The following is a 22,543-nucleotide window of genomic DNA, read 5'->3' on the forward strand; positions in this document are numbered from 1 at the left end:
CCGCTCAGGCCCTGGGGGAGGTGCTGACGCCGCGGTGGGAGGCGATCAGCTCGCGGTACCAGTCGAAGCTCGCCCGGGGCGTGCGGAGTCCCGTGGCGAAGTCGACCTCGACGAGGCCGAAACGCTGGTGGTAGCCCTCGGCCCACTCGAAGTTGTCGAGCAGCGACCAGGTGAAGTAGCCGCGTACGTCGACCCCTCGGTCCACGGCGTCCGCGACCGCCGTGATGTGTCCGGCGAGGTAGTCGATGCGTTCCTGGTCGTGCCGCCCGGCCGGCTGCGAGCAGCCGCTCTCGGTGATCCACACCGGCGGGAGGGCGTCGCCGTAGCGGTCCTTGAGGCCGGTGAGCAGATCCGTGAGTCCGTCGGGGACCACCGGCCAGCCGAACGCGGTCCGCCGGTACGCCTCCTGAGGATCGGTCAGGTCGAAGGGGAGCCCCGCGGCGGGATCGGCCGGGGCGGTCACCCAGGTCGGGTTGTAGTAGTTGACGCCCAGTCCGTCCAGCGGTGCGGAGATGGTCGCGAGATCGCCCTCGCGCACCACGCCTCCCCAGCTCGGGTCGGCCATGCCGTACGCGGAGAGGTCGGGACAACTGCCCAGCAGAATCGGGTCGTTGAAGAGGCGGTTGTGCAGCACGTCGTACGCCGTGGCCGCCGCTTCGTCCTCGTCGGTGCGGGCGTCCGGGCGCAGCCGTACGGGCGTGCAGTTGTTGGCGATGAGCACCTGCCCGTCCGGGACGGCCGCCCGCAGCGCCGCGGTCGCCAGGCCGTGGCCGAGCAGCTGGTGGTGCGCGACGGGCAGTGCGTCGAGCAGCAGGGCCCGGCCCGGGGCGTGGACGCCGAAGCCGTAGCCGAAGGACATGTGCACGAACGGCTCGTTCAGGGTGATCCACCGCTTGACCCGGTCACCGAGCCGGTCCGCCACCACCGCCGCGTACTCGGCGAACCGGTGCGCGGTCGTGCGGTTCAGCCAGCCGCCCTCGTCCTCCAGGGCCTGCGGCAGGTCCCAGTGGAAGAGGGTGGGCGTCGGCTCGATCCCGGCGTCCAGCAGCGCGTCGACCAGCCGGTCGTAGAAGTCGAGGCCGCGCGGCTCGACCTTGCCCGCACCGGCCGGCAGGACGCGCGGCCAGGAGACCGAGAACCGGTACGCGTCGAGTCCGAGCCGCCGCATCAGCGCGACGTCCTCGTCGGACCGGTGGTAGTGGTCGCAGGCGACGTCGCCGGTGTGGCCGTCGCGGACGGCCCCGGGGCGCCGTACGAAGGTGTCCCAGATCGAGGGCCCCTTGCCGTCCTCCTCGGCCGCGCCTTCGATCTGGTACGCGGCGGTCGAGGCGCCCCAGACGAAATCGGCCGGGAGGCCCGGGATTCGAGTGGGATCGGTGGGACCGGTGGGGCTGGAGGTCACGGGTACCTGCCTTCTGCTGGCTCGCCGTCCGATGCGGGCGCGCCGTCTGTGCCGGCTCGCCGTCCGAGGTGGGCCGCACCGTAACATGAACACTCGTTCACGTTCTATGCATCGGACGGGCCGGAATCACCCCTTCTCCGAGGCCTCCTCCGCGGTCAGCCGACCGTGCAGGTCCTCCCAGTAGCGATCGAGCATCCGCTTGAGCTCGTCCACGGTCTCCAGATCCGGCTCGCCCTCGCCCTTGAACACCTCGTGCAGCACGGCGTTCGCCGCCCACACCACCATCCGCGTCGCCCGCCGTACCCGCTCGCCGCCGGGAGCGCCGGTCAGGTGCTCCACGATGCGCCGCAGGCCCTCCGCGATGAGCGCGTTGCTCGCCTCGTCGGCCCGCGCGAGCTCGGGGCTGAGGTGCCGTCCGGCCCACAGCGCCATGCCGCCCGGCTGGGACCGGAACAGCTCGCTGTAGACGTCGACCATCGTGCCGACCAGATCGGTCAGTTCGCCCTCGACGGCCCGTCCGACGAGCTCGTCGATGGCGGCCGCGAACCCCTCCAGGTACCGCCGGCCGAGCGCGTCCACCACGGCGCCCTTGTCCGGATAGAACTGGTAGATGCTGCCGACCGGCACGGCCGCCTCCTCGGCGATCCGCCGCATCGTCAGCGCCTCGTACCCCTCCTGGGACAGGAGCCGGTCGGCCGCGCCGAGGATCGCCTCGACCCTGGCCCGGCTGCGTGCCTGCTGGGGCTGCCTCCGCAGCCGCGGCCGGGGGTCCGGCCCCGGCTTCCTCGTCTCCGTCACCACACGCTCCCGGTCGTCGGACGTCCGAACGTAGCAGCAGGCAGACTGATGCCCCCGCGTGCCTCGGCGCGGTCGACGATCAGGGGGCGGCATGGCCTACGACGGTGCGTTCCTGTGGGGTCCGGCGAACTTCTCCGGCCGCCCGCCCGGGCGGCTCCTGGCGGAAGGTGCCCTGGTGGGCCTGGCGACCGCCGGTGTGATCGCGGGCGCCGCGGTCGCGGGAGCGTCGACCGGGTTCGGCGTGCCGGGGACCGTGGCCGGAGTCGTGGCGGCCCTGGGCTCCGCCGCGTATCTCCTCGCGACGAACGCGGGCCGTGCCCTGGTCGGGGCGGTCGCCCTCCTCGGCGGCTTCCTCGCCTGGTGGCTGCCGGGCCAGGCCGCGCAGGCCGTCCTGGCGGCGCGGGGCGTGAGCCGTCCGGTGGTGGTGACCGAGGTCCATGTCCACCGGTACGAAGGGCGGGACCACGTCGCGTACTCCTGCGCGGTACGGCTGCCCGACGGCACTCCGGTGTCGGCCGAGGCCTGGCGCGGCTGCGGCGCGGGCGTGCGGCCGGGGCGCCGTCTGACGATGGTCTTCGACCCCGACGGGGCCGTCCCGCCGACCGACCGCGTCCTTCCCTCCTCCGCGGCCGTGGGCTTCGCCGGGCCGGCGGCGGCGAGTCTGGGACTCGCGGCGCTGTGCGGCGTCGCGGTGGTCAGGTCCAGGCCCTGAGGGGCGCTCTTCTATCGCTTATCCGCGTTGTTTCTAGACTGGTCCCGTGGAGGACATCGACGCGATCGCGCTGCTGCAGGATCCTGTACGGCGCCGCCTGTACGAGTACGTGGTGGCCCAGGGCCGCGAGGTCGGCCGCAACGAGGCCGCCGAGGCCATCGGGGTGGCGCGCACCCTCGCCGCGCACCATCTGGACAAGCTGACCGGGGCCGGGCTCCTGGAGAGCGGCAGTCGCCGGCTCTCGGGGCGCTCCGGGCCGGGGGCGGGCCGTCCGGCCAAGGTGTACACCCGGGCGCGGGGCGAGCGGTCGGTGTCGCTGCCCGCCCGCGACTACCGCACGGCCGCCGAGCTGCTCGCCGAGGCCGCCGAGCAGGCCGGGCTCGACGCCGGCCTCTGCGCGGCCGCCCGCCGCCGGGGTGAGGCCCTGCGCGATGGGGCGGGGCCCTGCGGCGGCCTCGACGAGGCGAGGGAGACGCTGGCGGCCCGCGGCTACGAGCCCTTCCTCGAAGGTGATGCCGTGCGTATGCGCAACTGTCCCTTCCATGCCGTCGCCGAGAGCTTCCCGCCGCTCGTCTGCGGCATGAACCTCGCCCTCCTCGAAGGGCTGCTCGGTACGGAGGGGGCCGTACACGCGCGCATGGACGCCCGGCCGGGGGAGTGCTGCGTGGTGGTCGAAGCTTCTAAAAACAATGTCGATTGACATAGAAAACGGGCTCGTGCTGGGATGAGGTCATGACCGCATCCCGGCACCCCGCCCACCTCGCCCAGCTCAACGTCGCCACGCTCCGGTACCCCCTCGACGACCCGCGCGTGGCGCCGTTCGTCGAGATGCTCGATCCGGTCAACGCCGCCGCCGACGGGACGCCCGGCTTCGTGTGGCGGCTCGTGGAGGACGGGGAGGGCGACGCCACCGGGCTGCGGCCGCTGGGCGACGACGTCATCGTCAACCTGTCGGTGTGGGAGAGCCAGGAGGCCCTGTGGGACTTCGCCTACCGCAGCGGACATCTGGAGGTCATGCGCAAGCGCCGTGACTGGTTCCACCGGCACGTCGAGGCGCACCTGGTGCTCTGGTGGGTCCCCGCCGGGCACGTCCCGACCGTCGGCGAGGCCGTGGAGCGACTGGCGGATCTGCGGGCGCACGGGCCCTCGCCGCGCGCCTTCACCTTCGCCTCGTCCTACACCGCAGCGGAAGCCGCGGCCGAAGCGGAAGCCGCGAGCGAAGCCGAAGCCGCCACGGCCGCAGTCACCGTCGCCGAGGCCGCCGAGCACGCGCCGGACGGGGACTCGGCGACGGTCTGAGGCGGACCGTCCGCGACGGCGGTCAGCCGAAGTCGGGGATCGGGTGCGACGGGGCCAGTGCGGCGGCGATCCGCTGGGTGATCACGTGCGCCGTGTGCCCGGCGGCGGCGTCGGGGCCGTTCGTGGTCGAGACCGCGATGGACAGCCGCTCCGACGGCAGATACGCCTGGGACGCCGAGTATCCGAAGAACAGCGGATGCTGGGACACCCAGTCGCCGAGCACCAGGAGGCCGAGCCCGTAGTGGGTGGCCTCGGTCTGCGCGATGCAGACCGTCGCCGGGCACTTCTTGGTGGCGTGGCCCAGGCCGACCGTTCCCGGGTTCAGCAACTCCCGGTAGGAGGAGGGCGAGAGCAGCCGGCCCGAGCCGATGCCGGCGGCCGAGCTCGCCAGGTCGCAGATGTCCGTGGTCTCCACCGCGCCGGGAGCGGTCGTCCACGAGGGGTTCCAGAAGGTGGACTCCTCGTACGTCCCCCGGTCCGAGGTGAAAGCGTGCAGGACGGGTTCCGGGATGTCGGGGGTGAAGGAGTTGCTGGTCTCGCGCAGGCGGAGCGGGTCCAGGACCTGCCGCTGCAGCAGGACGTCGAGCCGGGTGCCGGTGATCTTCTCCAGGGCGGCGCCGAGCAGGACGAAGTTGGCGTGCGAGTAGCTCCAGTTGGTGCCCGGCTCGTACCACCGCTGCTGGCTCGTCGAGAGCCGCACGAGTTCGTCGGCCGTCCACTGGCGAAAGGGGTCGGCGACGACGGCCTGCTGGAACGCGGGGAGTCTCACGTAGTCGACGAGACCGGTGGTGGACGCGGCCAGCATGCGCAGGGTGATCCGGTCGCCGTCCTTGAGGCCGGGCAGCCAGCGGGCGACGGGGTCGTCGAGCCGGACCTTGCCCTGGTCGACGAGACGCAGCAGCGCCGTGCCCATGTAGGCGATCGCGATGTTGCCGTTCCGGAAGTGCATGGCGGGCGTCGCCGGTACCCCCGTCATCGACTCGCCGAGCGCGGTGGTGACGACCTCGCGGCCGTCGACGGTGACCCGCAGGATCACGGACTTGAGGCCCATGTCCGCCTTGGCCTGCTCGGCGATCCGCAGGATGTCTCGGGCCGGTCCGCGATCGGGCACCCGGGAGGCGACGCAGGGACGGCGGTGGCCGGGGTCGCCCGCCGGGCCCGCGGCCGCCGTGGCGGGGGCGCCGAGGGCGAGGAGCGCGGCGAGGGCGGCGGCCGCGGCACGGCGCGGGGGGAGGGGGGAGCGGGGTCGTCTCATGGCCGGAGTATTGGCCGGTGGCGCCCGTACGACCGTGGAGGCGCCGTCGAACCGCGCGAACATCACCCGTCAGGCCCGCGCGAGGACATCGGGCCGGCGGTACGGCGCCGACGGCACCGCGCCGACGTTGCCGACGCGGTGGAACGCGTCAGCGACGTCGGCGCGGTGGGCCGGTCAGCCGGCGGTGGCGTTCGCGGCGTCCTCGATCAGATTGACGACGGCCTCGGCCCGGGAGGCCAGGGAGGCGTGGCTCGCGTCGAGTTCGACGGTCTTGCGCGGGTTCATGCGCGCCGCCATCCGGCGCTCGTTGTCGGGGTGGATCATGCGGTCCTCGGTGGACACCTGGTACCAGACGGGCTTGTTGCGCCAGGCCGGTGCGGTGACGTTGTCGCCGAAGGTGGAGCCGAGTGGCGCCTTCTGGGTGACGGCCATGACGAGGGCCTCGTCGGGCGCGAGGTCCTGGGCGAAGCTCTCGTGGAACTTGTCCTGCTTGATCCAGAGGTAGCCGTCGGAGTCGGGTGCGATGTTCTCGAAGGCGGCGGGCGGCATCTCCTGGCTGATCCCGCCCGGGCTCTCGCCGGCGTCCGGCGCGAAGGCCGCGATGTAGACGAGGGCGGTGACGTTGGGCAGGTCGCCGGCCTCGGTGATGACGGCGCCGCCGTACGAGTGACCGACGAGGACGACGGGACCGTCGACCTGCTTGATCATCTTGCGGGTGCGCTCGGCGTCGTCGGCGAGCGAGGTGAGCGGGTTCTCGACGGCGTGGATCCTGTCGTAACCGCGCTTGTTCAGCTCGACGATGACGTTCGCCCAGTGGGCGGCGCCGCCCCAGAAACCGTGGACCAGGACGATGGTGGGCTTCTCGCTCATGACACTTCTTCCTTCGGCTTCAGCAGGTGGATTCCGCGGCCTCGTCGACGAGGCCGACGACGGTGTCGGGGTGGGACATCATGGCGACGTGCGAGGAGTCGATCTCCACGGTGCGGGAGCCCGCCCGCCGCGCCTCGAAGCGCTCCAGGTCCGGGGCGATCGCCTTGTCCTGCCGGGCCACGAGGAACCAGGACGGGATCGTCTTCCAGGCCGCCGCCCCGGCCTTCTCGGCGAAGCCCGCGGCCGTGATCGGACGCTGCTCGACCGCCATGAGCCGCGCCTGCCGCTCGGGCAGGTCGGCGGCGAAGACGCTGTGGAACCTGTCGTTCTGGATGTACAGGTCGACGCCGCTGCCCGTGTTGTCGGTGTACGGGACGGGGCGCACGGCCGTCCCGAGCTCGCTGCCGGCGAACTTGGTGGAGAGCTCGGCGGGGGACTCGCCCTTGTCGGGCATGAACGCCGCGACGTAGACGAGCGCCTTGACGTTCGGGTTGCCGGCCGCGGCGCCGCTGATGACGGCTCCGCCGTACGAGTGGCCGACCAGGACGATGGGGCCCTCGATGCTCTTCAGGACGCCGGCCGTGTACGTGGAGTCGTTGCTCAGGCCGCGCAGCGGGTTGGCGGGTGCGACGACCTGGTAGCCCTGGTGCCGGAGGCTCGCGGCGACCGCGTTCCAGCCGGAGGCGTCGGCGAAGGCGCCGTGCACGAGGACGACGGTCGGCTTGGCGTCGTGGGCTGCGGCGGTCGCGGGGGTGGCCGCGGCGGCGATGAGGAGGGCGAGTGCGCCGGCGGTGCGCCCGGAGGCGAGCGGGGACATGCGGGCTCCCTGAGGGGGTGGGGGGTATCGCTGGGAGCGAGTCTGCTGTGCCGCGTCGGGCGGGGCGCGGTCCGCGGTCCAAGGGGGTGAAGGCGCGGCACCGCCGCCGCCCGGCCGCAGAACGCGAGAAGCCCCCGGCGGCAGCGAGGGGCTTCATGGGGTGCCCGGAACGACCGGCACCGGCGGGTCAGTACAGGACGTCCCCCATGGCCGACCCGTCGCCCGTGACGTACGCGCGGATCGACGCCAGGTACTCCGCGCGGCCGACGCGTCCGTCCCCGTCGGCGTCCAGCGCGTCGAAGGCCGCGCCGGCGTTGTCGGCCCGGTTGCCGAGCGCCTCGCGCAGCAGGGTGAACTGCGACCGGTCCAGCTTGCCGTCCTGGTCGTCGTCGGCGAGGTCGAACAGGGCGCCCAGCGCGTACTGGCAGATGTTGTCGAACTTGTCCGCGTCCACCCAGGCGATGTACTCCTCGTAGGTCATCACGCCGTCGCCGTTGGCGTCCATCGCGGCCCAGGCGCGTTCGCCCGTGGCGCGTGCGGCGATGACCAGGGGGTCGTCGTCGGCGCGTCCGGTCGCCGCCTGGGCCCGGTCGATGCGGACGAAGTAGTCGTGCTTCGAGGCGACTCCGTCTCCGTCGGTGTCCAGCATCGCGTAGATGCGGGCCTTCGGGGTCACGGGGGCCTGTGGGGCGACCTGGGGGAGCGACATGCCGGATCTTCCTTCACATACGGGGACGTACCGCCGCCCATGATCGACGGCCGAGCCCCTCGCGCGCGGCCGACTCGCCCCCCGACCACCCGGACGAGTGGCCGCTCAGACCGCCCCCACCAGCTCGTGCGTCAGCTTCATCAGCCGCTCGCGCGCCTCGGTGTCGTACGCCTGCTCGTGGGCCCGTGTCTCGGTGAACCGGTCGAAGTAGCGGCCCGTGACGCCGGCCAGTTGCGGGTCGAGGAGCAGCCGCACGGTCGGGCGGACACCGTCCGCGGTGGTGGTGACCGGGGTGAGGCCGTAGGCGCGGACGCCTGGCGTGTCCATCAGGTGGGCCGGGTGGAGGGCGTTCACCGTGACGCCGGTGCCCTCCAGCTCGGCGCCCAGCTCGAAGGTCGCCATGATCATGGCCAGCTTGCTCCGGCAGTAGGCGAGCAGCCCCTCGTACTCCCGCTCCGTCATCACGTCGTCGAAGTCGATGGTCTGCTGACCGATCGAGGCGACGTTGACGACGCGCGCCGGAGCCGAGGCGGTGAGCAGCGGCAGCAGGGCGCGGGTGAGTGCGTAGGGCGCCAAGTGGTTGACCGCGAAGCGGAGTTCATGGCCCTGGGCGCTCAGCTCCCGGACGAGCGGCCGCGCGCCGCCGCCGGCCACCGCGTTGTGGATCAGGCCGTCGAGGTACGGCTCGTCGGCCCGGATCCGGGCGGCCATCGCGTGCACCTGGTCGAGGTCGGAGAGGTCGGCGAGATACGTACGGACCGTGGTGCCGGGGCCCGCGGCCCGGGCTTCGGCGGCCACGGCCTCCAGGCGTCCGGCGTTCCGGCCGTGCAGGAGGAGGGTGCCGCCGCGGGGCGCCAGGTCGAGGGCGAGCGCGCGCCCCATGCCCTGGGTGACGCCGGTGATCAAGGTGGTGGGGTGGGTCATGGCGACCACGCTGGCAGCACCCGGCGGCCCAGGGCAGTGTGTGTCACACCTGGTGTCGACACCACCAGGCTGCGGAGCCCGAGGGGCCGGCCGGACGAGCCGGCCGGCCCCTCGCCGTACTCAGCGCAGGTCGAACCGGTCCAGGTTCATCACCTTGTCCCACGCGGCCACGAAGTCCCGCGCGAACTTCTCTCCCGCGTCGGCCGCCGCGTACACCTCGGCGAGGGCCCGCAGCTGGGAGTGCGAGCCGAAGACGAGGTCGACGGGGGTGGCGGTCCACCGCACCTCGCCCGTGGCGCGGTCGCGGCCCTCGAAGACGTTCGCGTCGGACGTCGACGCCTTCCACTCCTTGCCCATGTCGAGGAGCCCGGTGAAGAAGTCGTTGGTGAGCGACTCCGGCCGGTCGGTGAAGGCCCCGTGCCCCGACCGGCCGAACCCGGTACCGAGCACCCGCATGCCGCCGACGAGCACCGTCATCTCGGGCGCCGTCAGCGTCAGCAGGTTGGCGCGGTCGAGGAGGAGGGTCTCCGGCGACAGCTTCTCTCCCGCCCGGAGGTAGTTGCGGAAGCCGTCCGCCCGGGGTTCGAGCACCGCGAAGGACTCCACGTCGGTCTGCTCCTGCGAGGCGTCCGTGCGCCCCGGCGTGAACGGGACCGTGAGCTCGAATCCGGCGTTCTTCGCGGCCCGCTCGACGGCCGCGCACCCGCCGAGCACGATCAGGTCGGCGAGCGAGATCTTCGGCCCGCCCGAGCCGTTGAAGTCCTCGCGGATCCCTTCGAGGGTCTCGATCGTCCGCGTCACCTCGGGCAGGTCGTTGACCTCCCAGTCCTTCTGCGGGGCGAGCCGGATCCGCGCCCCGTTGGCGCCGCCGCGCTTGTCGGTGCCGCGGAAGCTCGCGGCCGACGCCCAGGCGGTGGTGACGAGCTGGGAGACGGAGAGGCCCGAGTCGAGGATCCGGGCCTTGAGGGCCGTGACGTCCGCCTCGCCGACGAGCTCGTGGTCGACCGCGGGGACGGGGTCCTGCCAGAGCTGCGGCTCGGGGATCCACGGGCCGAGGTAGCGCGAGAGGGGGCCCATGTCGCGGTGCAGCAGCTTGTACCAGGCCTTGGCGAACGCGTCCGCGAGCTGGTCCGGGTTCTCGTGGAACCGCTTCGCGATCGGGGCGTAGACCGGGTCCATCCGCAGCGACAGGTCGGTCGTGAGCATCATCGGGGCGTGCCGCTTGGACGGGTCGTGCGCGTCGGGCACGGTGTCCTTCGCGGACGCGTCCTTGGGCGTCCACTGCTGGGCGCCCGCCGGGCTGGTCGTCAGCTCCCACTCGTACCGGAACAGATTGTCCAGATAGCCGTTGTCCCACTTCGTCGGCTCGGTGGTCCACGCCCCTTCGAGCCCGCTGGTGAGCGTGTCGGCGCCCTTGCCGCTGCCGTACGCGTTCCGCCAGCCGAGGGCCTGCTGCTCCATGGGGGCGGCCTCGGGCTCCGGGCCGATGTACTCCGGATCGACCGCGCCGTGGCACTTGCCGAAGGTGTGGCCGCCGACGATGAGCGCGACGGTCTCCTCGTCGTTCATCGCCATGCGCCCGAACGTCTCACGGATGTCCCGGGCGGCGGCCACCGGGTCCGGATTGCCGTTGGGGCCCTCCGGATTGACGTAGATCAGACCCATCTGCACGGCCCCGAAGGGTCCGGTGAGCTGCCGGTCGCCGCTGTAGCGCTCGTCACCGAGCCAGGTGTCCTCGGGGCCCCAGTAGATCTCCTCGGGCTCCCAGATGTCCGGACGCCCGAAGCCGAAGCCGAAGGTCTTGAACCCCATCGACTCCATGGCGCAGTTGCCGGCGAAGACCAGCAGATCGGCCCAGGAGATCTTCCGCCCGTACTTCTGCTTGACCGGCCAGAGCAGCCGGCGCGCCTTGTCGAGGCTCGCGTTGTCCGGCCAGCTGTTGAGCGGGGCGAACCGCTGGGCGCCGCGGCCGCCGCCACCCCGGCCGTCCGCGATGCGGTACGTGCCCGCCGCGTGCCAGCTCATCCGGATGAACAGGGGCCCGTAGTGGCCGTAGTCGGCGGGCCACCACTCCTGGGAGTCCGTCATGACGGCGAAGACGTCACGCTTCAGCGCGTCGACGTCGAGGCCGGCGAACTCCTTCGCGTAGTCGAACTCCTCGCCCATCGGATCGGAGAGGGGCGAATGCTGGTGCAGGACCTGGAGGTCCAGCTGGTTCGGCCACCAGTCCGTGTTGGTCTTGGGCCGGGTCTCGGTGGGGGTGGGGGAGGCGATCGCCGGGTTCTCGCTGTCGCTGCCGGGCACGTGGGTCCTTCTTCCGTTCTTTCCTGACGGTTTCGGCGTCCGTCATGCTCGCGCACGGCGGACCGCGCGCGGGCGATAACACGCAGAGCCCCGCGAACCTGCGGAAATGATCAGAAGGAAGGACTTTCCGCTGGTCGGTCCGACGGGCGCCTACCGTGCGACCAGTGCCCGGGCGGCCCGGGCGATGTGGGTACGGGAGATGCCGCACGCGTCGAGGAGTTCCTCGGTGGTGCCGGAGCCGGGCAGCTCCGTGACGGCGAGATGGCCGAAGCTGAGATGGGGGAAGGCGGGCCGCCCGGCGTCCGCCGCGAGCGCCGACAGGACGGCCTCGCCGAGCCCGCCCTCGGGATGGTGGTCCTCGACGACGAGGACGGCGCCGGTCTCCAGGGCCGCGCGCCTGAGGGTGCCCACGTCGACGGGCTTGACCGAGTACAGGTCGACGACCCTGGCCCGCACGCCCTCGTCGGCCAGCTCCTCGGCGGCCGCCAGGCACTCGTGCAGGGTGACACCGGCGCCGACGAGCGTGACCCGGTCGTCCGGGCTCTGGTGCAAGGTCTTCGACCCGCCGACGGGGAAGGTCTCGTCACCGTCGTAGAGGACCGGATAGGCCCCGCGGGTCGCGCGCAGGTAGGAGATCCCGTCCAGGTCGGCCATGGCCGCGGTCAGGGCGGCCGCGGAGGTGGCGTCGGAGGGATACAGCACCGTGGAGCCGAGGACCGCCCGCATCATCGCGAGGTCCTCCAGACCCATCTGCGAAGGGCCGTCCGCGCCGATCTCGACCCCGCAGTGCGTCCCGCACAGGGCCAGCGTGATCCGCGAGACGGCGGCCATGCGGATGAAGTCGTGCGCGCGCGTGAGGAAGGCGGCGAAGGTCGTGGCGTACGGACGGAAGCCGCGCACCGCCATGCCGACCGCGTCCGCGATCATCTGCTGCTCGGCGATGTACGTCTGGAAGTACCGCTCCGGGTGGGCCTTGCCGAAGTCCTCGGCGTGGGTCGAGTTCCCGACCTCGGCGTCCAGGGCGACGATCTCGGGCCGGGCGCCGACGGCGGCCAGGGCGGCACCGAAGGCCACCCGGGTGGCGACCTCGTCGCCGACCTCGTAACGGGGCAGCTCGACCGGCCCGGCCTGCCCGGCGCCGGGGCGGGTGGTCTCCTCCTCGGGCGGTCGCGGGCCGCGCACCCGCAGGTCCCGTACGCCGCCCAGTTCGGCGACGGCGCGTTCGGCCAGGCCCTCGGGCAGCGCCTTGCCGTGCCACCCCTCCTTGTCGGCGACCTCCGTCACGCCACGCCCCTTGACGGTCCTCGCGACGACGACGGTGGGCTCCCGCCCGTCGGCGGCCGTCGTGAGCGCCAGGTCGACCGCTTCGAGGTCGTGGCCGTCGACCACGATCGCCCGGCAGCCGAACGCCTCGACACGGCGGGCGTACGCCTCGGTGTCCCACTCCAGCTCGGTGGGGCCGCTCTGGCCGAGGCGGTTCACGTCCAACAGGACCACGAGGTTGGCGAGCCGGTGGTGCCCGGCCTTGTCGAGGGCCTCCCACACGGAACCCTCGGCCGTCTCGCTGTCCCCGCACAGCACCCACACCCGGCCGGACCGCCGCTCCAGGTCACGGATCGCGAGCGCCATCCCGACGGCGTAGCCGATGCCCTGGCCGAGGGAGCCGGTGGCCACGTCCACCCAGGGCAGCTCGGGGGTGGGATGGCCCTGGAGCCGGTGGCCGAAGCGGCGGTACGTCGTCATCAGCTCGTCGTCGCCGACCGCCCCCGCGGCCTTGAACATCGCGTACAGCAGGGGCGAGGCGTGCCCCTTGGAGAAGACGAGGCGGTCGGCGGCCGGGTCGTCGGGCGCCGACCAGTCGTAGCGGAGATGGCGGGCCATCAGGACCGCCATCAGATCGGCCGCCGACAGACTGGAGGTGGGGTGCCCGGAGCCCGCGGCCGTGCTGGCGCGCACCGAGTCCACCCGCAGCTGCTGGGCGAGCTCGAAGACCTCGGAGAGGTCGCTGTCGGGGCCGAGCGTGGTGGTGGGGGTGGTGGGTGCTGCGGTCATGACCGATTCCTTTCTGACCGGCTCCGTCCGTACCGCGCCCGGGCCTCACGCGGCCCGGAGGTCCTCCGCCGCCTCCCCCTTCAGCCCGGCGCGGACCAGGGCGGCCGCCAGGCGCGCCAGGTCCTTCGGCGGGACGTGGCGGGCGAGGCCCGCCGGGGTGTGCGGCAGGTCGAGGGCGGCGGCGGTCGAGAGGGTGCGTTCGTCGAAGTACGGGCGCAGCTCGGGCCAGACGGCCTGCGCCTCGCGGCAGAAGATGCCGGCGCCCACCGGGCCGATCCTGGGCACCTCCCGCAGCAGCGCGCGGAGTCTCTCCGGCTCGCCGGAGGCCTCCTCCCGGAGCCGTCGCAGGTCGCCGTGGTAGCGGTCGAGGACCAGCGTCGCGCCCTCGCCAAGGGCGGTGGCCGTGCTCTCGTCGTACCGGACGTAGTGCGCCCGGCCGAGCGCGTCCACCCGCGCCTGCCAGCTGGAGTCCGCCATGGCGCGGGGGGTCCGCATTCCGGCACCGAACAGCTCGCGGGCGGCGGCGGTGGCGGTCGAGGCCCTGATCCGGATCGAGCAGAGGACCGTGAGGACAAGGAGCTGGTACAGCGGGGCGGGCTTGTCCCGCAGAGTGATCCCGGCCTCGTCGGCGTAGGTCCGTCCGTGCTCGCGCAGCAGCCGCGCGATCGCCCGGTCGGCGTCCATCGGCTCCTCCTTCGCGGGCCCGTCCACTTCCAGCGTGAACCCTCTTCCGCCCGCCCGCCCCTCCGTCGGCCCGCGACCACCCGCCCGATCCGGGAGCCACGCGTACGGCACGCGGCGCCGGGTAGTCGTCGGAGGAGAGGACGGGACCCCGGCTCCGTCCGCCTCCCCGGGCCGAACGCGGCGGGCGTGTCCGACGTGCCCGGGGCGACGGACACGGCCCACTGACGGACGCCCCTTCCCGTACCGCGGAGGTCGGATCACATGAACGCCTCGATGTCCCTCGTACATGTCCCCGGAGGTCCTCTTCTGCTCCCCGCCGACGAGGTGACCATGCTCCTGCGGCGGCTCGCGACGCGCTGGCTGGACTCCGCCGACGACCGCGACTCCGGCCTCGAACCGGAGACCGTCGAGGCCCTGGTGGACTCGCTCACGGAGGTCGCGGACAGGATCGACGCCGAGTGCATCGCCCTCCTGCCGCCCAGTGCCGGGGAGGACGGCGGGAGCGACATGTGGGAAGGAAGGTGACCGGAGATGAGCGAGCAGCAGAGCCCACGACGCCCGGACGAACCACTGCCCCGGGACCGTGAGGACGAGCAGGCCGCCGCGGGAGACCCGCTGTCCGTTCCCGTCCCCGAGGAGGCCCGCGACCCGGGCGCCCCGGACACCGACGAGGCCGGCTCGGGCCCCCGGGCACGTCCCCGGGACGGCACGATCCACCCCGAGCACCCCGTGCCCGACGAACCGGCCGACTGAACGGAACGGTGAGGGCCATGGCACGGCCGGTGTGGCGGGGAAATCTGGCGTTCGGGCTGGTCAGCCTTCCGGTCGGGCTCTACACGGCCACCGACCGCCACACCATCCGCTTCCACCAGCTCCAGCGCGGCACCTCGGACCGTGTGCGCAACCGCCGGGTGAACGAGCGCACGGGCGAGGAGGTCGGCCTCGACGACATCGTGAAGGGCTTCGACGCCGGGGACGAGTACGTGCTCGTCGAACCGGGCGAACTCGACGACATCGCCCCCGGCCGCTCGAAGACGCTGGAGATCAGCGGCTTCGTCGACCTCGACGAGGTCGACCCGATCTTCTTCGACAAGACGTACTACCTCGGCCCGGTCGACCAGGAGCACGGCAAAGTCTACCGCCTGCTCGAACAGACTCTCTCCCGGGCGAACCGGGCCGGCATCGCCACGTTCGTCATGCGACAGCGCGAGTACCTCGTCGCCGTGAAGGCCGAGAACGGGCTGCTGACCTGCCACACCCTCCACTGGGCCGACGAGATCCGCGATCCCGCCGAGGAGATCGACAACCTCCCCGGCGAACCGAAGACCTCCGAGAAGGAACGCAGGACGGCCGAGCAGCTCATCGAGGCCATGACGATCGACTGGGACCCCGAGGACTACCAGGACACCTACCAGGAGAAGGTCGCCGCGCTGATCGAGGCCAAGCAGTCCGGCGAGACCGTGGAGAAGGCCGAACCGGCCGCCGAGGCCACCCACGTCATCGACCTCATGGAGGCCCTGCGCGCCAGCGTGAAGCACGCGCGCGGCGGGTCCGGGAACGAGCCCGAAACCGAGCCGAAGGGGGACCTCGGCGACCTCACGAAGTCCGAGCTGTACGAGAGGGCCGCGGACGCCGGGATCCGGGGCCGCTCCGGTATGACGCGCGACGAGCTCATCGAGGCCCTCGCGGCCTGAGACCGGACGCCGGGGCCCCCGGACCGCGCGGCCCGGGACGGACGCCCGGGACCCCCGGACCGCCCGGCTGTGAGCCGCCCGGCGGCCCGCCCTGCGAGTAAAATCCGGAGCGGATCCGAACGCGCGCTCCAGGCGTCCGCGTGAGGCGGATCGGAGGTCGTCTTGAGAGGTTCTCCACGATCCACCGGGCCGCCGCACGAGACCCGGGCCGATCCCGGATACGCCCCGCTCGCCGCCGAGAACCGGTGGCTGCGCGAGCAGCTCGTCCGGCGCCGTCTGCTCGATCTCGCCGCCGGAGCGCTCTCCGCACAGCTGCGGCTGCCCCCCTCCGAGGCGGCCGAGTACCTCGACGCCCTCGCGCAGGCGACCGGCCTGTCGGTGGAGGACCTCGCCGCGGACATCGTGAACGCGGCCGCCGGGGACGCCGTCCTCTCCCCGGGGGACGACCCCGCGGGGAGCCGGGGCTCCACGGTGGAACGGCCCGCCGAGAGCCGCCGGGCCCGCCGCACGGCAGCGGCGGCGGAGACCGCGGACACGCTCCGCGCGGCGGCACGCACCCTCCTGGAGGAAGGCCTCGCCCCGCTCGGCGCGGACAGCCTCTGGCTGTGGAGACGCGCCGACCTCGACTGTCTGCGGCTCGCCGGGTACGCGGGAGTGGGCGCCGCCGAGGCCGCGGCCTGGCAGTGGATTCCCCCCGCGGCCCCGGGCCCCTTCCGTTCCGTGCTCGACGAGGACGCACCGGTCTGGCTGGAGACGGGGCCGCCCCCCGGAGAACCGCTGCCGGGACCCACGGAGCACGCGGCCCGGGCCCTGCTCCCGCTCCACCGACGCGACCGGACGATCGGTCTCGCGCTCGTCGGCTGGCCGGAGCCCACGACGCTCGACGGGTCGGTACGGCGCGCCCTCGGCGGACTCATGGAAGTGGCGGGCACCGTCCTGGACACCGCCGACCCGGCACCGACCTCCGTCCCCGTCCTCGTGGACGTCCTCGACTCCCTCGCACAACCGGCGATGCTGCTCGACCTGCGCGACACGAGGAGCACCCACAGCACCCACGGCCCGGCGGGGGCGCCGGTCGTGCAGCACCTCAACGAGGAAGCGGCCACCACGCTCGGCGGCGCCTCCGTCGCGGGCGCGTCCTCCCTCGCCCACGCCTTCCCGCTCGTCCACGCCGACCTGACCCGCATGGCGCGCCGCGCCCTCGGCACCGGGCGCACCCAGCGCGCCGCCCGCCTCCCGGTGGCCGCCGGACCCGGAGAACCCCCACCCCTCATCGACGTACGCGTCCTGCCGGCCGGCGGGGAGCGCGCCCTGCTGCTGTGGCACACGGTCGGCGCCCCCGGCCTCGCCGCGGCCCGGGCGGTCGCCCGGCTGCAGAGCGTGGCCCCCTTCCAGGACAGCCTGACCGGCGGCGACACGGTGTGGTCGGGCGAGGCGTACGCCATCTTCGGCGTGGCCCCCGACGAGGCGCCGGTCCCGCTCACGGAGCTGCGCGAGCGCATCCGTCCGGACGACCGGGAGGCCCTCGCCGAGCTGCTGACGAACCTGACCGAACGGCAGACGGGCGGGCAGACCTTCCTGCGGGTCGTGCTCCCGGACGGGACCGTGCGCCATGTGCGCGTCGCGGCGGAGCCGCTCATCGCGGACGGAACCGTCACCGGCTTCGCCGGGGTGTACCAGGACGTGTCGGACAGCCGCAGGACCGAGGCCGCGCTGACCGCGACCTTCGACCACCTCACCGCGCTCCACGACCAGGCGGAGCTGCGCCACCAGATGGCGCTCCAGCTCCAGCAGGCGATCGTGCCCGAGGTGCCCGGGCTCCAGGAGATGCCCGGGAACCTCGTGGTGGCCGCCCGGTACCGGCCGGCCGCGGAGGAGTACCGGGTCGGCGGGGACTGGTACGACGTGCTCGCCCTCCCGAGCGGCAAGATCCTCGTGGCCGTCGGCGACATCGCGGGACACGGCATCGACTCCGTCACGGGCATGGTGGCCCTCCGCAACGCCCAGCGGGCGCTCGCCTTCACCGGCCACTCCCCCCGACGGCTCATGGAGTGGCTCAACGACGTGACCCTGCGCACCGGAGGCGGCACCACGGCGACCGCCGTCTGCGCGCTGTACGACCCCGAGGACGGCGGCCTGCTCTGGTCCAGCGCCGGCCACCTGCCGATGCTGCTGCTCAGGGGCGGCCGGGCGAAGCTCCTCGAACCGCCCCAGGACGTCCTGCTGGGGGCCGTGGCGTCCTTCGTCTACCACGAGCAGCGGATCGGGCTGCGCCCCGGGGACACGCTGCTGCTGTACACCGACGGCCTGATCGAGCGCCGCCACGACGGCCTCGACGAGGGTGTGGAGCGGCTGGCCGCCGAGGCGGAGCGGCTCGCGGGCCACGCGCCGGACACGCTCGTCGACGAGCTGCTCCGCAGGGCCGCCGGGGACACCGACGACGACACCAGCCTCGTCGCCGTACGGGTTCGGGGCCGGCCGCCGGACGGCTGACGCTCCGGATTCCGGCTCAACCCGCCAGCCAGGACCGGATCTTGGCGGTCAGCTCGGCCTCGTCGACAGGCTTGGAGACGTAGTCGTCGGCTCCCGCCTCCAGGGCGTCGGCCCGGTCGCCGGGCATCGCCTTCGCGGTGACCGCGATGACGGGGAGCCCGGTGCGGCCCGGCAGCTCCCGGATGGCCTGGATGGCCGTGTAGCCGTCCATCCCGGCCATCATGACGTCCATCAGGACGAGCCCGATCTCCTCGTGCGCGGCGAGCAGGTCGAGACCGGCCCGGCCGCCGTCGGCCGTGAGGACGCGCAGCCCGTGCCCTTCGAGGACCTCGGTCAGCGCGAACACGTTGCGGGCGTCGTCGTCCACGACAAGCACCGTCCGGCCCTTCATCCCGTCCGGACCGGCGGCCGTGCCCGGCAGGCCGGCGGGGGAGGAGCCGAGGTCCGGCACGGTCACGTCGACGGGGCCGCCACGGGGCGCCGGGGTCTCCGCGGCCCGCGGCGCGGGGAGGTAGAACGTGAAGGTGCTGCCGCCGCCGGGCACGCTCCGCGCCTGGATCGTCCCGCCGAGCAGTCCGGCCACCTCCCGGCTGATGGAGAGACCGAGGCCGGTGCCGCCGTAGCGGCGGGCGACCGTGCCGTCGCCCTGCTGGAAGGCCTCGAAGACGTGGTGCAGCTGCTCGTCGGGGATGCCGATGCCGGTGTCGGCGACCCGGAAGGCGAGGGCCTGCCCGCCGGCGCCCAGGCCCTGCGGAGTCTCCTCGGGGGACGCGTACTCGACGGTGAGGGTCACCCGGCCCTCGTCGGTGAACTTCAGCGCGTTGGACAGCAGGTTGCGCAGGATCTGGCGGATGCGCGCCTGGTCGCCGCGCAGCTCCTCGGGCACGCCGTCCGCGAGCGTGACGGAGAAGTCGAGGTGCCGTTCGTCGGCGACCGGACCGAAGGTGGACTCCAGGTCGTCCATCAGCCGGCGCAGCGGGAAGACCTCGTGCCGGACCTCCATCTTGCCGGACTCGACCTTCGACAGGTCGAGGATGTCGTTGATCAGCTGGAGGAGGTCGGAGCCGGCGGAGTGGATGACCTCGGCGTAGTCGATCTGTTTCTGCGTCAGGTTCCCCTCGGCGTTCTGGGTGAGCAACCGGGCCAGGATCAGCAGGCTGTTGAGCGGGGTCCGCAGCTCGTGGCTCATGTTGGCGAGGAACTCGGACTTGTACATGGAGGTGCGGGACAGCTGCTGGGCCCGCTCCTCCAGCTCCTGGCGGGCCTGCTCGATGACCAGGTTCTTGGACTCGATGTCCTTGTTGCGCTGGGCCAGGAGCGCCGCCTTCTCCTGCAACTCGGCGTTGGAGCGCCGGAGGTCCTGCTGCCCAGTCTGCAACTCCTTGGAACGGGAGCGGAGTTCGTCGGCGAGCTTCCGGTACTGACCGAGGAGTTCGTCCGTCCTGAGGTTGGCGACCAGGGAGCTGAGGACGGCGCCCACGCTGACGACGAACCGGTCGAGGAACTCCCGCCGGAGCGGGGTGAAGGGGTGGAGGGAGGCGAACTCGACGGCGCCGAGGACCTGTTCCTCGACCACGATCGGCAGGACGATCAGCGTGCTCGGCCGGCCGGACCCCACCCCGGAGGCGATGGTGGCGTACCCGTCGGGGACGTGCTCGACGAGGAGGGCGCGCCGGTCGCGGGCGGACTGCCCGACCAGGGACTGGCCGAGGCGGAACCGTCGGGGCGGGGAGTCCGGGTCGTCGGGGGACCCGTACGAGGCGGTCATGACGAGCTCGACGCCCTTCTCGCCCTCCTCGGCGAGGAAGAAGGCGCCGTACTGGGCGGCGACCAGCGGCGGCACCTCGGCCATGATCAGTTCGGCGATCTCGGGCAGGCTCCGGGTGCCCTGCACGAGGCCGGTGATCCGGGCGAGGTTGGTCTGGAGCCAGTCCTGTTCCTCGTTCGCCCGGGTGGTGGCGCGCAGCGACTCGACCATCGAGTTGATGTTGTCGCGCAGGTCCCTGACCTCGCCGGGCGCGTCGACCGTGATCGAGCGGGTCAGATCGCCCTCCGCGACGGCGCTGGTGACCTCGGCGATGGCGCGGACCTGGCGGGTCAGGTTCCCGGCGAGTTCGTTGACGTTCTCGGTGAGCCGCTTCCAGGTGCCGGAGACGCCCTCGACCTCGGCCTGGCCGCCGAGCTTGCCCTCCGTGCCGACCTCGCGGGCGACGCGGGTGACCTCGGCGGCGAAGGAGGACAGCTGGTCGACCATCGTGTTGATGGTGGTCTTCAGTTCGAGGATCTCGCCGCGCGCCGAGACGTCGATCCGGCTGGTCAGATCGCCCTGGGCGACGGACGTGGTGACCTGGGCGATGTTCCGTACCTGGTTGGTGAGGTTGTCGGCCATGGAGTTGACGTTGTCCGTGAGGTCCTTCCAGGTGCCGGAGACGCCGTGGACGGTGGCCTGGCCGCCGAGCTTGCCCTCCGTGCCGACCTCGCGGGCCACCCGGGTGACCTCCTCGGCGAAGGAGGACAGCCGGTCGACCATCGTGTTGATGGTCTCCTTCAGCTCCAGGATCTCGCCGCGCGCGTCCACGCGGATCTTCCGCGTGAGGTCACCGCCGGCGACGGCGGTGGCGACCTGGGCGATGGACCGCACCTGGGAGGTGAGGTTGTCGGCCATCGTGTTGACGTTGGACGTCAGCTCCCGCCACACCCCGCGCGCGCCCGGCTCACGGATCCGGCCGCCGAGCAGTCCCTGCCCGCCGACCTCGCCGGCGACGCGGGTGACCTCGGAGGTGACGAGCGAGAGCTGCCCGACCATGTCGTTGTAGACCCCGGCGATCTCCCCGAAGATGCCGCCGCCGGTGTCGGGGAGCCGCACGGAGAGATCGCCGTCCCGTACGGCGGTGAGACCGGCCAGCAGCCGCCGCAGGCCGTCCTCCCCGAGCTCGGCCTGCGGCACCGCCGCGTCGGATCGGGGGTCGCGCTCTGCCATGGGGACCTCGCACGGGGCGATCGTGCCGGGCGTGCGGGGCGGCCCCGCACCACCTCTCCACTCTAGGTCGGTCCGGGGCCCCGGGCCCGGCCCGGCACCTCCACCTCGAACCAGACGGCCTTGCCGCCGGCACGGGGGACGCAGCCCCAGGAGGCCGCGAGCCGTCCGAGGAGGTACAGACCGTGCCCGGAGGGGTGGCTCGCGTGGTGCCGGCCGTGGGGCCGGGGCCGTGCCGTGCTGGTGTCGCTGACCTCCACCCACAGCCGCCCCTCGGAGCGGTCGAGCCGCATCTCGTACGGGACGCCACCGTGCGTGAGCGCGTTGGTGACGACCTCGGAGACCAGCAGCAGCGCGTCGTCCGCGGCCGTCTGCCCGGGATCGCCCGCGGCCCCGAACCAGTCCGTCAGGGCCTGCCGCGCGAGGTCGCGGCACTCCCGCACCACCCCGTCACCGGCTGTCAGCTCGAACCGGCGTGTACGGGACGTGGGCGGCCGCATGCGCGGACTGGTCATGCGCTGCGACTTCCCGCCCCAGGGCCTTCGAACCCTGACGGGCGTGTCTTCCGGGGGCCGGCTTGCGCCTCTCAGGCCTCCGGGGCGGCGAGCGCGGCGTCGACGTCCTCGTACACCCGGAAGACCTTCAGCGCGCCGGTGATCTCGAAGATGCGGTCCACCGGCGACCGCAGCCCGGTGAGGTCCACGTGCCCGCCCGCGGCGAGCAGTCGCAGTCGCGCCCTCAGGAGGAGGTTCAGTCCGGTCGAGTCGCAGAACTGCAGTCCCGAACAGTCCACGACGACACGGCCGACCCCGGAATGCGTCTCCAGCGCGTCCCGGAGTGGTTCCGCCGTGTCGTGGTCGAGCTCGCCGTCGAGCGTCAGGACGACCGTGCCGGGGCCCCGCCCGGGCCGGGTCTCCACGCTCAGACGGTCGGCCCGCGAAACCCTGGGCGTTCCCGTCCGGCTCGCAGCCTCCATGGGGCCCGCCTCCTTGCTCCTCGCTCCGGGAACCTCCGTGACTCGGAAGCCCCTCATCAGTCTTCTGCCCGCTTTCACCCGTTTCTGACATGCGGATCGGGGGAAGCCGCCGCGACTACGGTTCCGGCGGCCGGGGTAGCCGCCCGGCTGAAGGAGGGCGTCATGGCGCTGTTCGAACTGCTGGAAGTGGCCCTCGCTCCGGACGAGCGGGGTGCCCGGGAGCCGTCCCCGGACCTGCGGGCGGCCGGGGAAGTGGAACTGCCGGAGGGCGCGACGGTCAGCCTCGCCCTCACCTTCCGCCTGGCGGAAGGGGTCGAGGGCCTGGTCTTCGAGGAGACGCGACGGTACGCGGGGGAGGTGATCGGGACCCAGCGGACGGCGCTCGGCGGATTCCGGGCGGGTGGACCGTATGAGATCCACCTGCCGCCCGAGCGGCTGCCCGTCGGGCGGGCGAACTGCGGGACGTACGAGGCGGAGGGCCGGTTCCTCGATGCGGAGGGGCGCGTCCTGGCCCGGGAGGACCACCGCTTCCGCCTCGTCCACCAGGCGGCCCCGGCGGAGCCCACCGCCGGGTGAC

Annotated in this window: 21 protein-coding genes; 8 read left to right on the plus strand and 13 right to left on the minus strand. The window is 72.9% G+C overall.

The genetic code is table 11. The features are described 5' to 3' along the window. Positions 1-4: 4 nt before the first annotated feature. Together AB5J54_RS33935 and AB5J54_RS33940 are read right to left on the minus strand one after the other, a co-directional pair. Complete coding sequence (locus AB5J54_RS33935) at positions 5-1,402, minus strand: GH1 family beta-glucosidase (RefSeq protein WP_369147746.1); 1,398 nt, start codon at positions 1,400-1,402, stop codon at positions 5-7. Between the two features lie 126 nt (positions 1,403-1,528). Next, positions 1,529-2,200 carry a TetR/AcrR family transcriptional regulator gene (locus tag AB5J54_RS33940; RefSeq protein WP_369147747.1) on the minus strand — a complete coding sequence of 224 codons (672 nt, stop codon included), beginning with the start codon at positions 2,198-2,200 and terminating at the stop codon, positions 1,529-1,531. 91 nt (positions 2,201-2,291) lie between these two features. Between AB5J54_RS33940 and AB5J54_RS33945 the strand changes: the two genes are divergently transcribed. Genes AB5J54_RS33945 through AB5J54_RS33955 form a run of 3 tightly spaced genes read left to right on the plus strand, consistent with a single transcriptional unit; the run spans position 2,292 to position 4,211 of the window. Then, entirely contained in the window at positions 2,292-2,912 is a 621-nt protein-coding gene (locus tag AB5J54_RS33945) for a hypothetical protein (RefSeq protein WP_369147748.1), read from the plus strand. Positions 2,913-2,958: 46 nt separating this feature from the next. Beyond that, positions 2,959-3,612 carry a helix-turn-helix transcriptional regulator gene (locus tag AB5J54_RS33950; RefSeq protein WP_369147749.1) on the plus strand — a complete coding sequence of 218 codons (654 nt, stop codon included), beginning with the start codon at positions 2,959-2,961 and terminating at the stop codon, positions 3,610-3,612. Between the two features lie 32 nt (positions 3,613-3,644). After that, positions 3,645-4,211 (plus strand): DUF3291 domain-containing protein, encoded by a 567-nt coding sequence (locus tag AB5J54_RS33955; protein WP_369147750.1) that lies wholly within the window; start codon positions 3,645-3,647, stop codon positions 4,209-4,211. Between the two features lie 22 nt (positions 4,212-4,233). Here the strand turns inward: AB5J54_RS33955 and AB5J54_RS33960 are convergent, their stop codons facing one another. The 8 genes from AB5J54_RS33960 to AB5J54_RS33995 all read right to left on the minus strand — a co-directional run bounded on the left by AB5J54_RS33960 (position 4,234) and on the right by AB5J54_RS33995 (position 13,826). Then, a complete protein-coding gene (locus tag AB5J54_RS33960) occupies positions 4,234-5,466 on the minus strand; it encodes a serine hydrolase domain-containing protein (RefSeq protein WP_369147751.1) in 1,233 nt (410 codons plus the stop codon). 174 nt (positions 5,467-5,640) lie between these two features. After that, entirely contained in the window at positions 5,641-6,336 is a 696-nt protein-coding gene (locus tag AB5J54_RS33965) for an alpha/beta hydrolase (protein WP_369147752.1), read from the minus strand. A 19-nt stretch (positions 6,337-6,355) separates the two neighbouring features. Beyond that, a complete protein-coding gene (locus AB5J54_RS33970) occupies positions 6,356-7,153 on the minus strand; it encodes an alpha/beta fold hydrolase (protein WP_369147753.1) in 798 nt (265 codons plus the stop codon). A 187-nt stretch (positions 7,154-7,340) separates the two neighbouring features. Next, positions 7,341-7,862: an EF-hand domain-containing protein gene (locus AB5J54_RS33975; RefSeq protein WP_369147754.1), complete on the minus strand. Its 522-nt coding sequence runs from the start codon at positions 7,860-7,862 to the stop codon at positions 7,341-7,343. Between the two features lie 105 nt (positions 7,863-7,967). After that, positions 7,968-8,786 carry an SDR family NAD(P)-dependent oxidoreductase gene (locus AB5J54_RS33980; protein WP_369147755.1) on the minus strand — a complete coding sequence of 273 codons (819 nt, stop codon included), beginning with the start codon at positions 8,784-8,786 and terminating at the stop codon, positions 7,968-7,970. Positions 8,787-8,906: 120 nt separating this feature from the next. Beyond that, complete coding sequence (gene katG / locus AB5J54_RS33985; protein ID WP_369147756.1) at positions 8,907-11,090, minus strand: catalase/peroxidase HPI; 2,184 nt, start codon at positions 11,088-11,090, stop codon at positions 8,907-8,909. A 150-nt stretch (positions 11,091-11,240) separates the two neighbouring features. Next, positions 11,241-13,142: a transketolase gene (locus AB5J54_RS33990; protein ID WP_369147757.1), complete on the minus strand. Its 1,902-nt coding sequence runs from the start codon at positions 13,140-13,142 to the stop codon at positions 11,241-11,243. Positions 13,143-13,187: 45 nt separating this feature from the next. Next, a complete protein-coding gene (locus AB5J54_RS33995) occupies positions 13,188-13,826 on the minus strand; it encodes an endonuclease (protein ID WP_369147758.1) in 639 nt (212 codons plus the stop codon). Positions 13,827-14,099: 273 nt separating this feature from the next. Here AB5J54_RS33995 and AB5J54_RS34000 point away from each other — a divergent pair, with 273 nt between their 5' ends. The 4 genes from AB5J54_RS34000 to AB5J54_RS34015 all read left to right on the plus strand — a co-directional run bounded on the left by AB5J54_RS34000 (position 14,100) and on the right by AB5J54_RS34015 (position 18,013). After that, on the plus strand, positions 14,100-14,351 hold the full coding sequence (locus AB5J54_RS34000) for a DUF6213 family protein (RefSeq protein WP_369147759.1): 252 nt from the start codon (positions 14,100-14,102) through the stop codon (positions 14,349-14,351). A gap of 6 nt (positions 14,352-14,357) precedes the next feature. Then, on the plus strand, positions 14,358-14,579 hold the full coding sequence (locus AB5J54_RS34005; protein WP_369147760.1) for a hypothetical protein: 222 nt from the start codon (positions 14,358-14,360) through the stop codon (positions 14,577-14,579). Positions 14,580-14,596: 17 nt separating this feature from the next. Continuing rightward, positions 14,597-15,520 carry a Ku protein gene (locus tag AB5J54_RS34010; protein WP_369147761.1) on the plus strand — a complete coding sequence of 308 codons (924 nt, stop codon included), beginning with the start codon at positions 14,597-14,599 and terminating at the stop codon, positions 15,518-15,520. A 162-nt stretch (positions 15,521-15,682) separates the two neighbouring features. Further along, positions 15,683-18,013 carry a SpoIIE family protein phosphatase gene (locus AB5J54_RS34015; RefSeq protein ID WP_369147762.1) on the plus strand — a complete coding sequence of 777 codons (2,331 nt, stop codon included), beginning with the start codon at positions 15,683-15,685 and terminating at the stop codon, positions 18,011-18,013. 16 nt (positions 18,014-18,029) lie between these two features. Here the strand turns inward: AB5J54_RS34015 and AB5J54_RS34020 are convergent, their stop codons facing one another. From AB5J54_RS34020 to AB5J54_RS34030, 3 genes are all read right to left on the minus strand, one after another. Then, the gene (locus AB5J54_RS34020; RefSeq protein WP_369147763.1) at positions 18,030-20,993 is read right to left on the minus strand and encodes a HAMP domain-containing protein; all 2,964 of its coding nucleotides are present in this window, start codon (positions 20,991-20,993) and stop codon (positions 18,030-18,032) included. Positions 20,994-21,055: 62 nt separating this feature from the next. Then, a complete protein-coding gene (locus AB5J54_RS34025) occupies positions 21,056-21,505 on the minus strand; it encodes an ATP-binding protein (protein ID WP_369147764.1) in 450 nt (149 codons plus the stop codon). A gap of 71 nt (positions 21,506-21,576) precedes the next feature. Further along, positions 21,577-21,966: an STAS domain-containing protein gene (locus AB5J54_RS34030; protein WP_369147765.1), complete on the minus strand. Its 390-nt coding sequence runs from the start codon at positions 21,964-21,966 to the stop codon at positions 21,577-21,579. A 162-nt stretch (positions 21,967-22,128) separates the two neighbouring features. Between AB5J54_RS34030 and AB5J54_RS34035 the strand changes: the two genes are divergently transcribed. After that, complete coding sequence (locus tag AB5J54_RS34035) at positions 22,129-22,542, plus strand: hypothetical protein (RefSeq protein WP_369147766.1); 414 nt, start codon at positions 22,129-22,131, stop codon at positions 22,540-22,542. Position 22,543 lies beyond the last annotated feature (1 nt).

Source organism: Streptomyces sp. R44 (assembly GCF_041053105.1).
GTDB lineage: Bacteria > Actinomycetota > Actinomycetes > Streptomycetales > Streptomycetaceae > Streptomyces.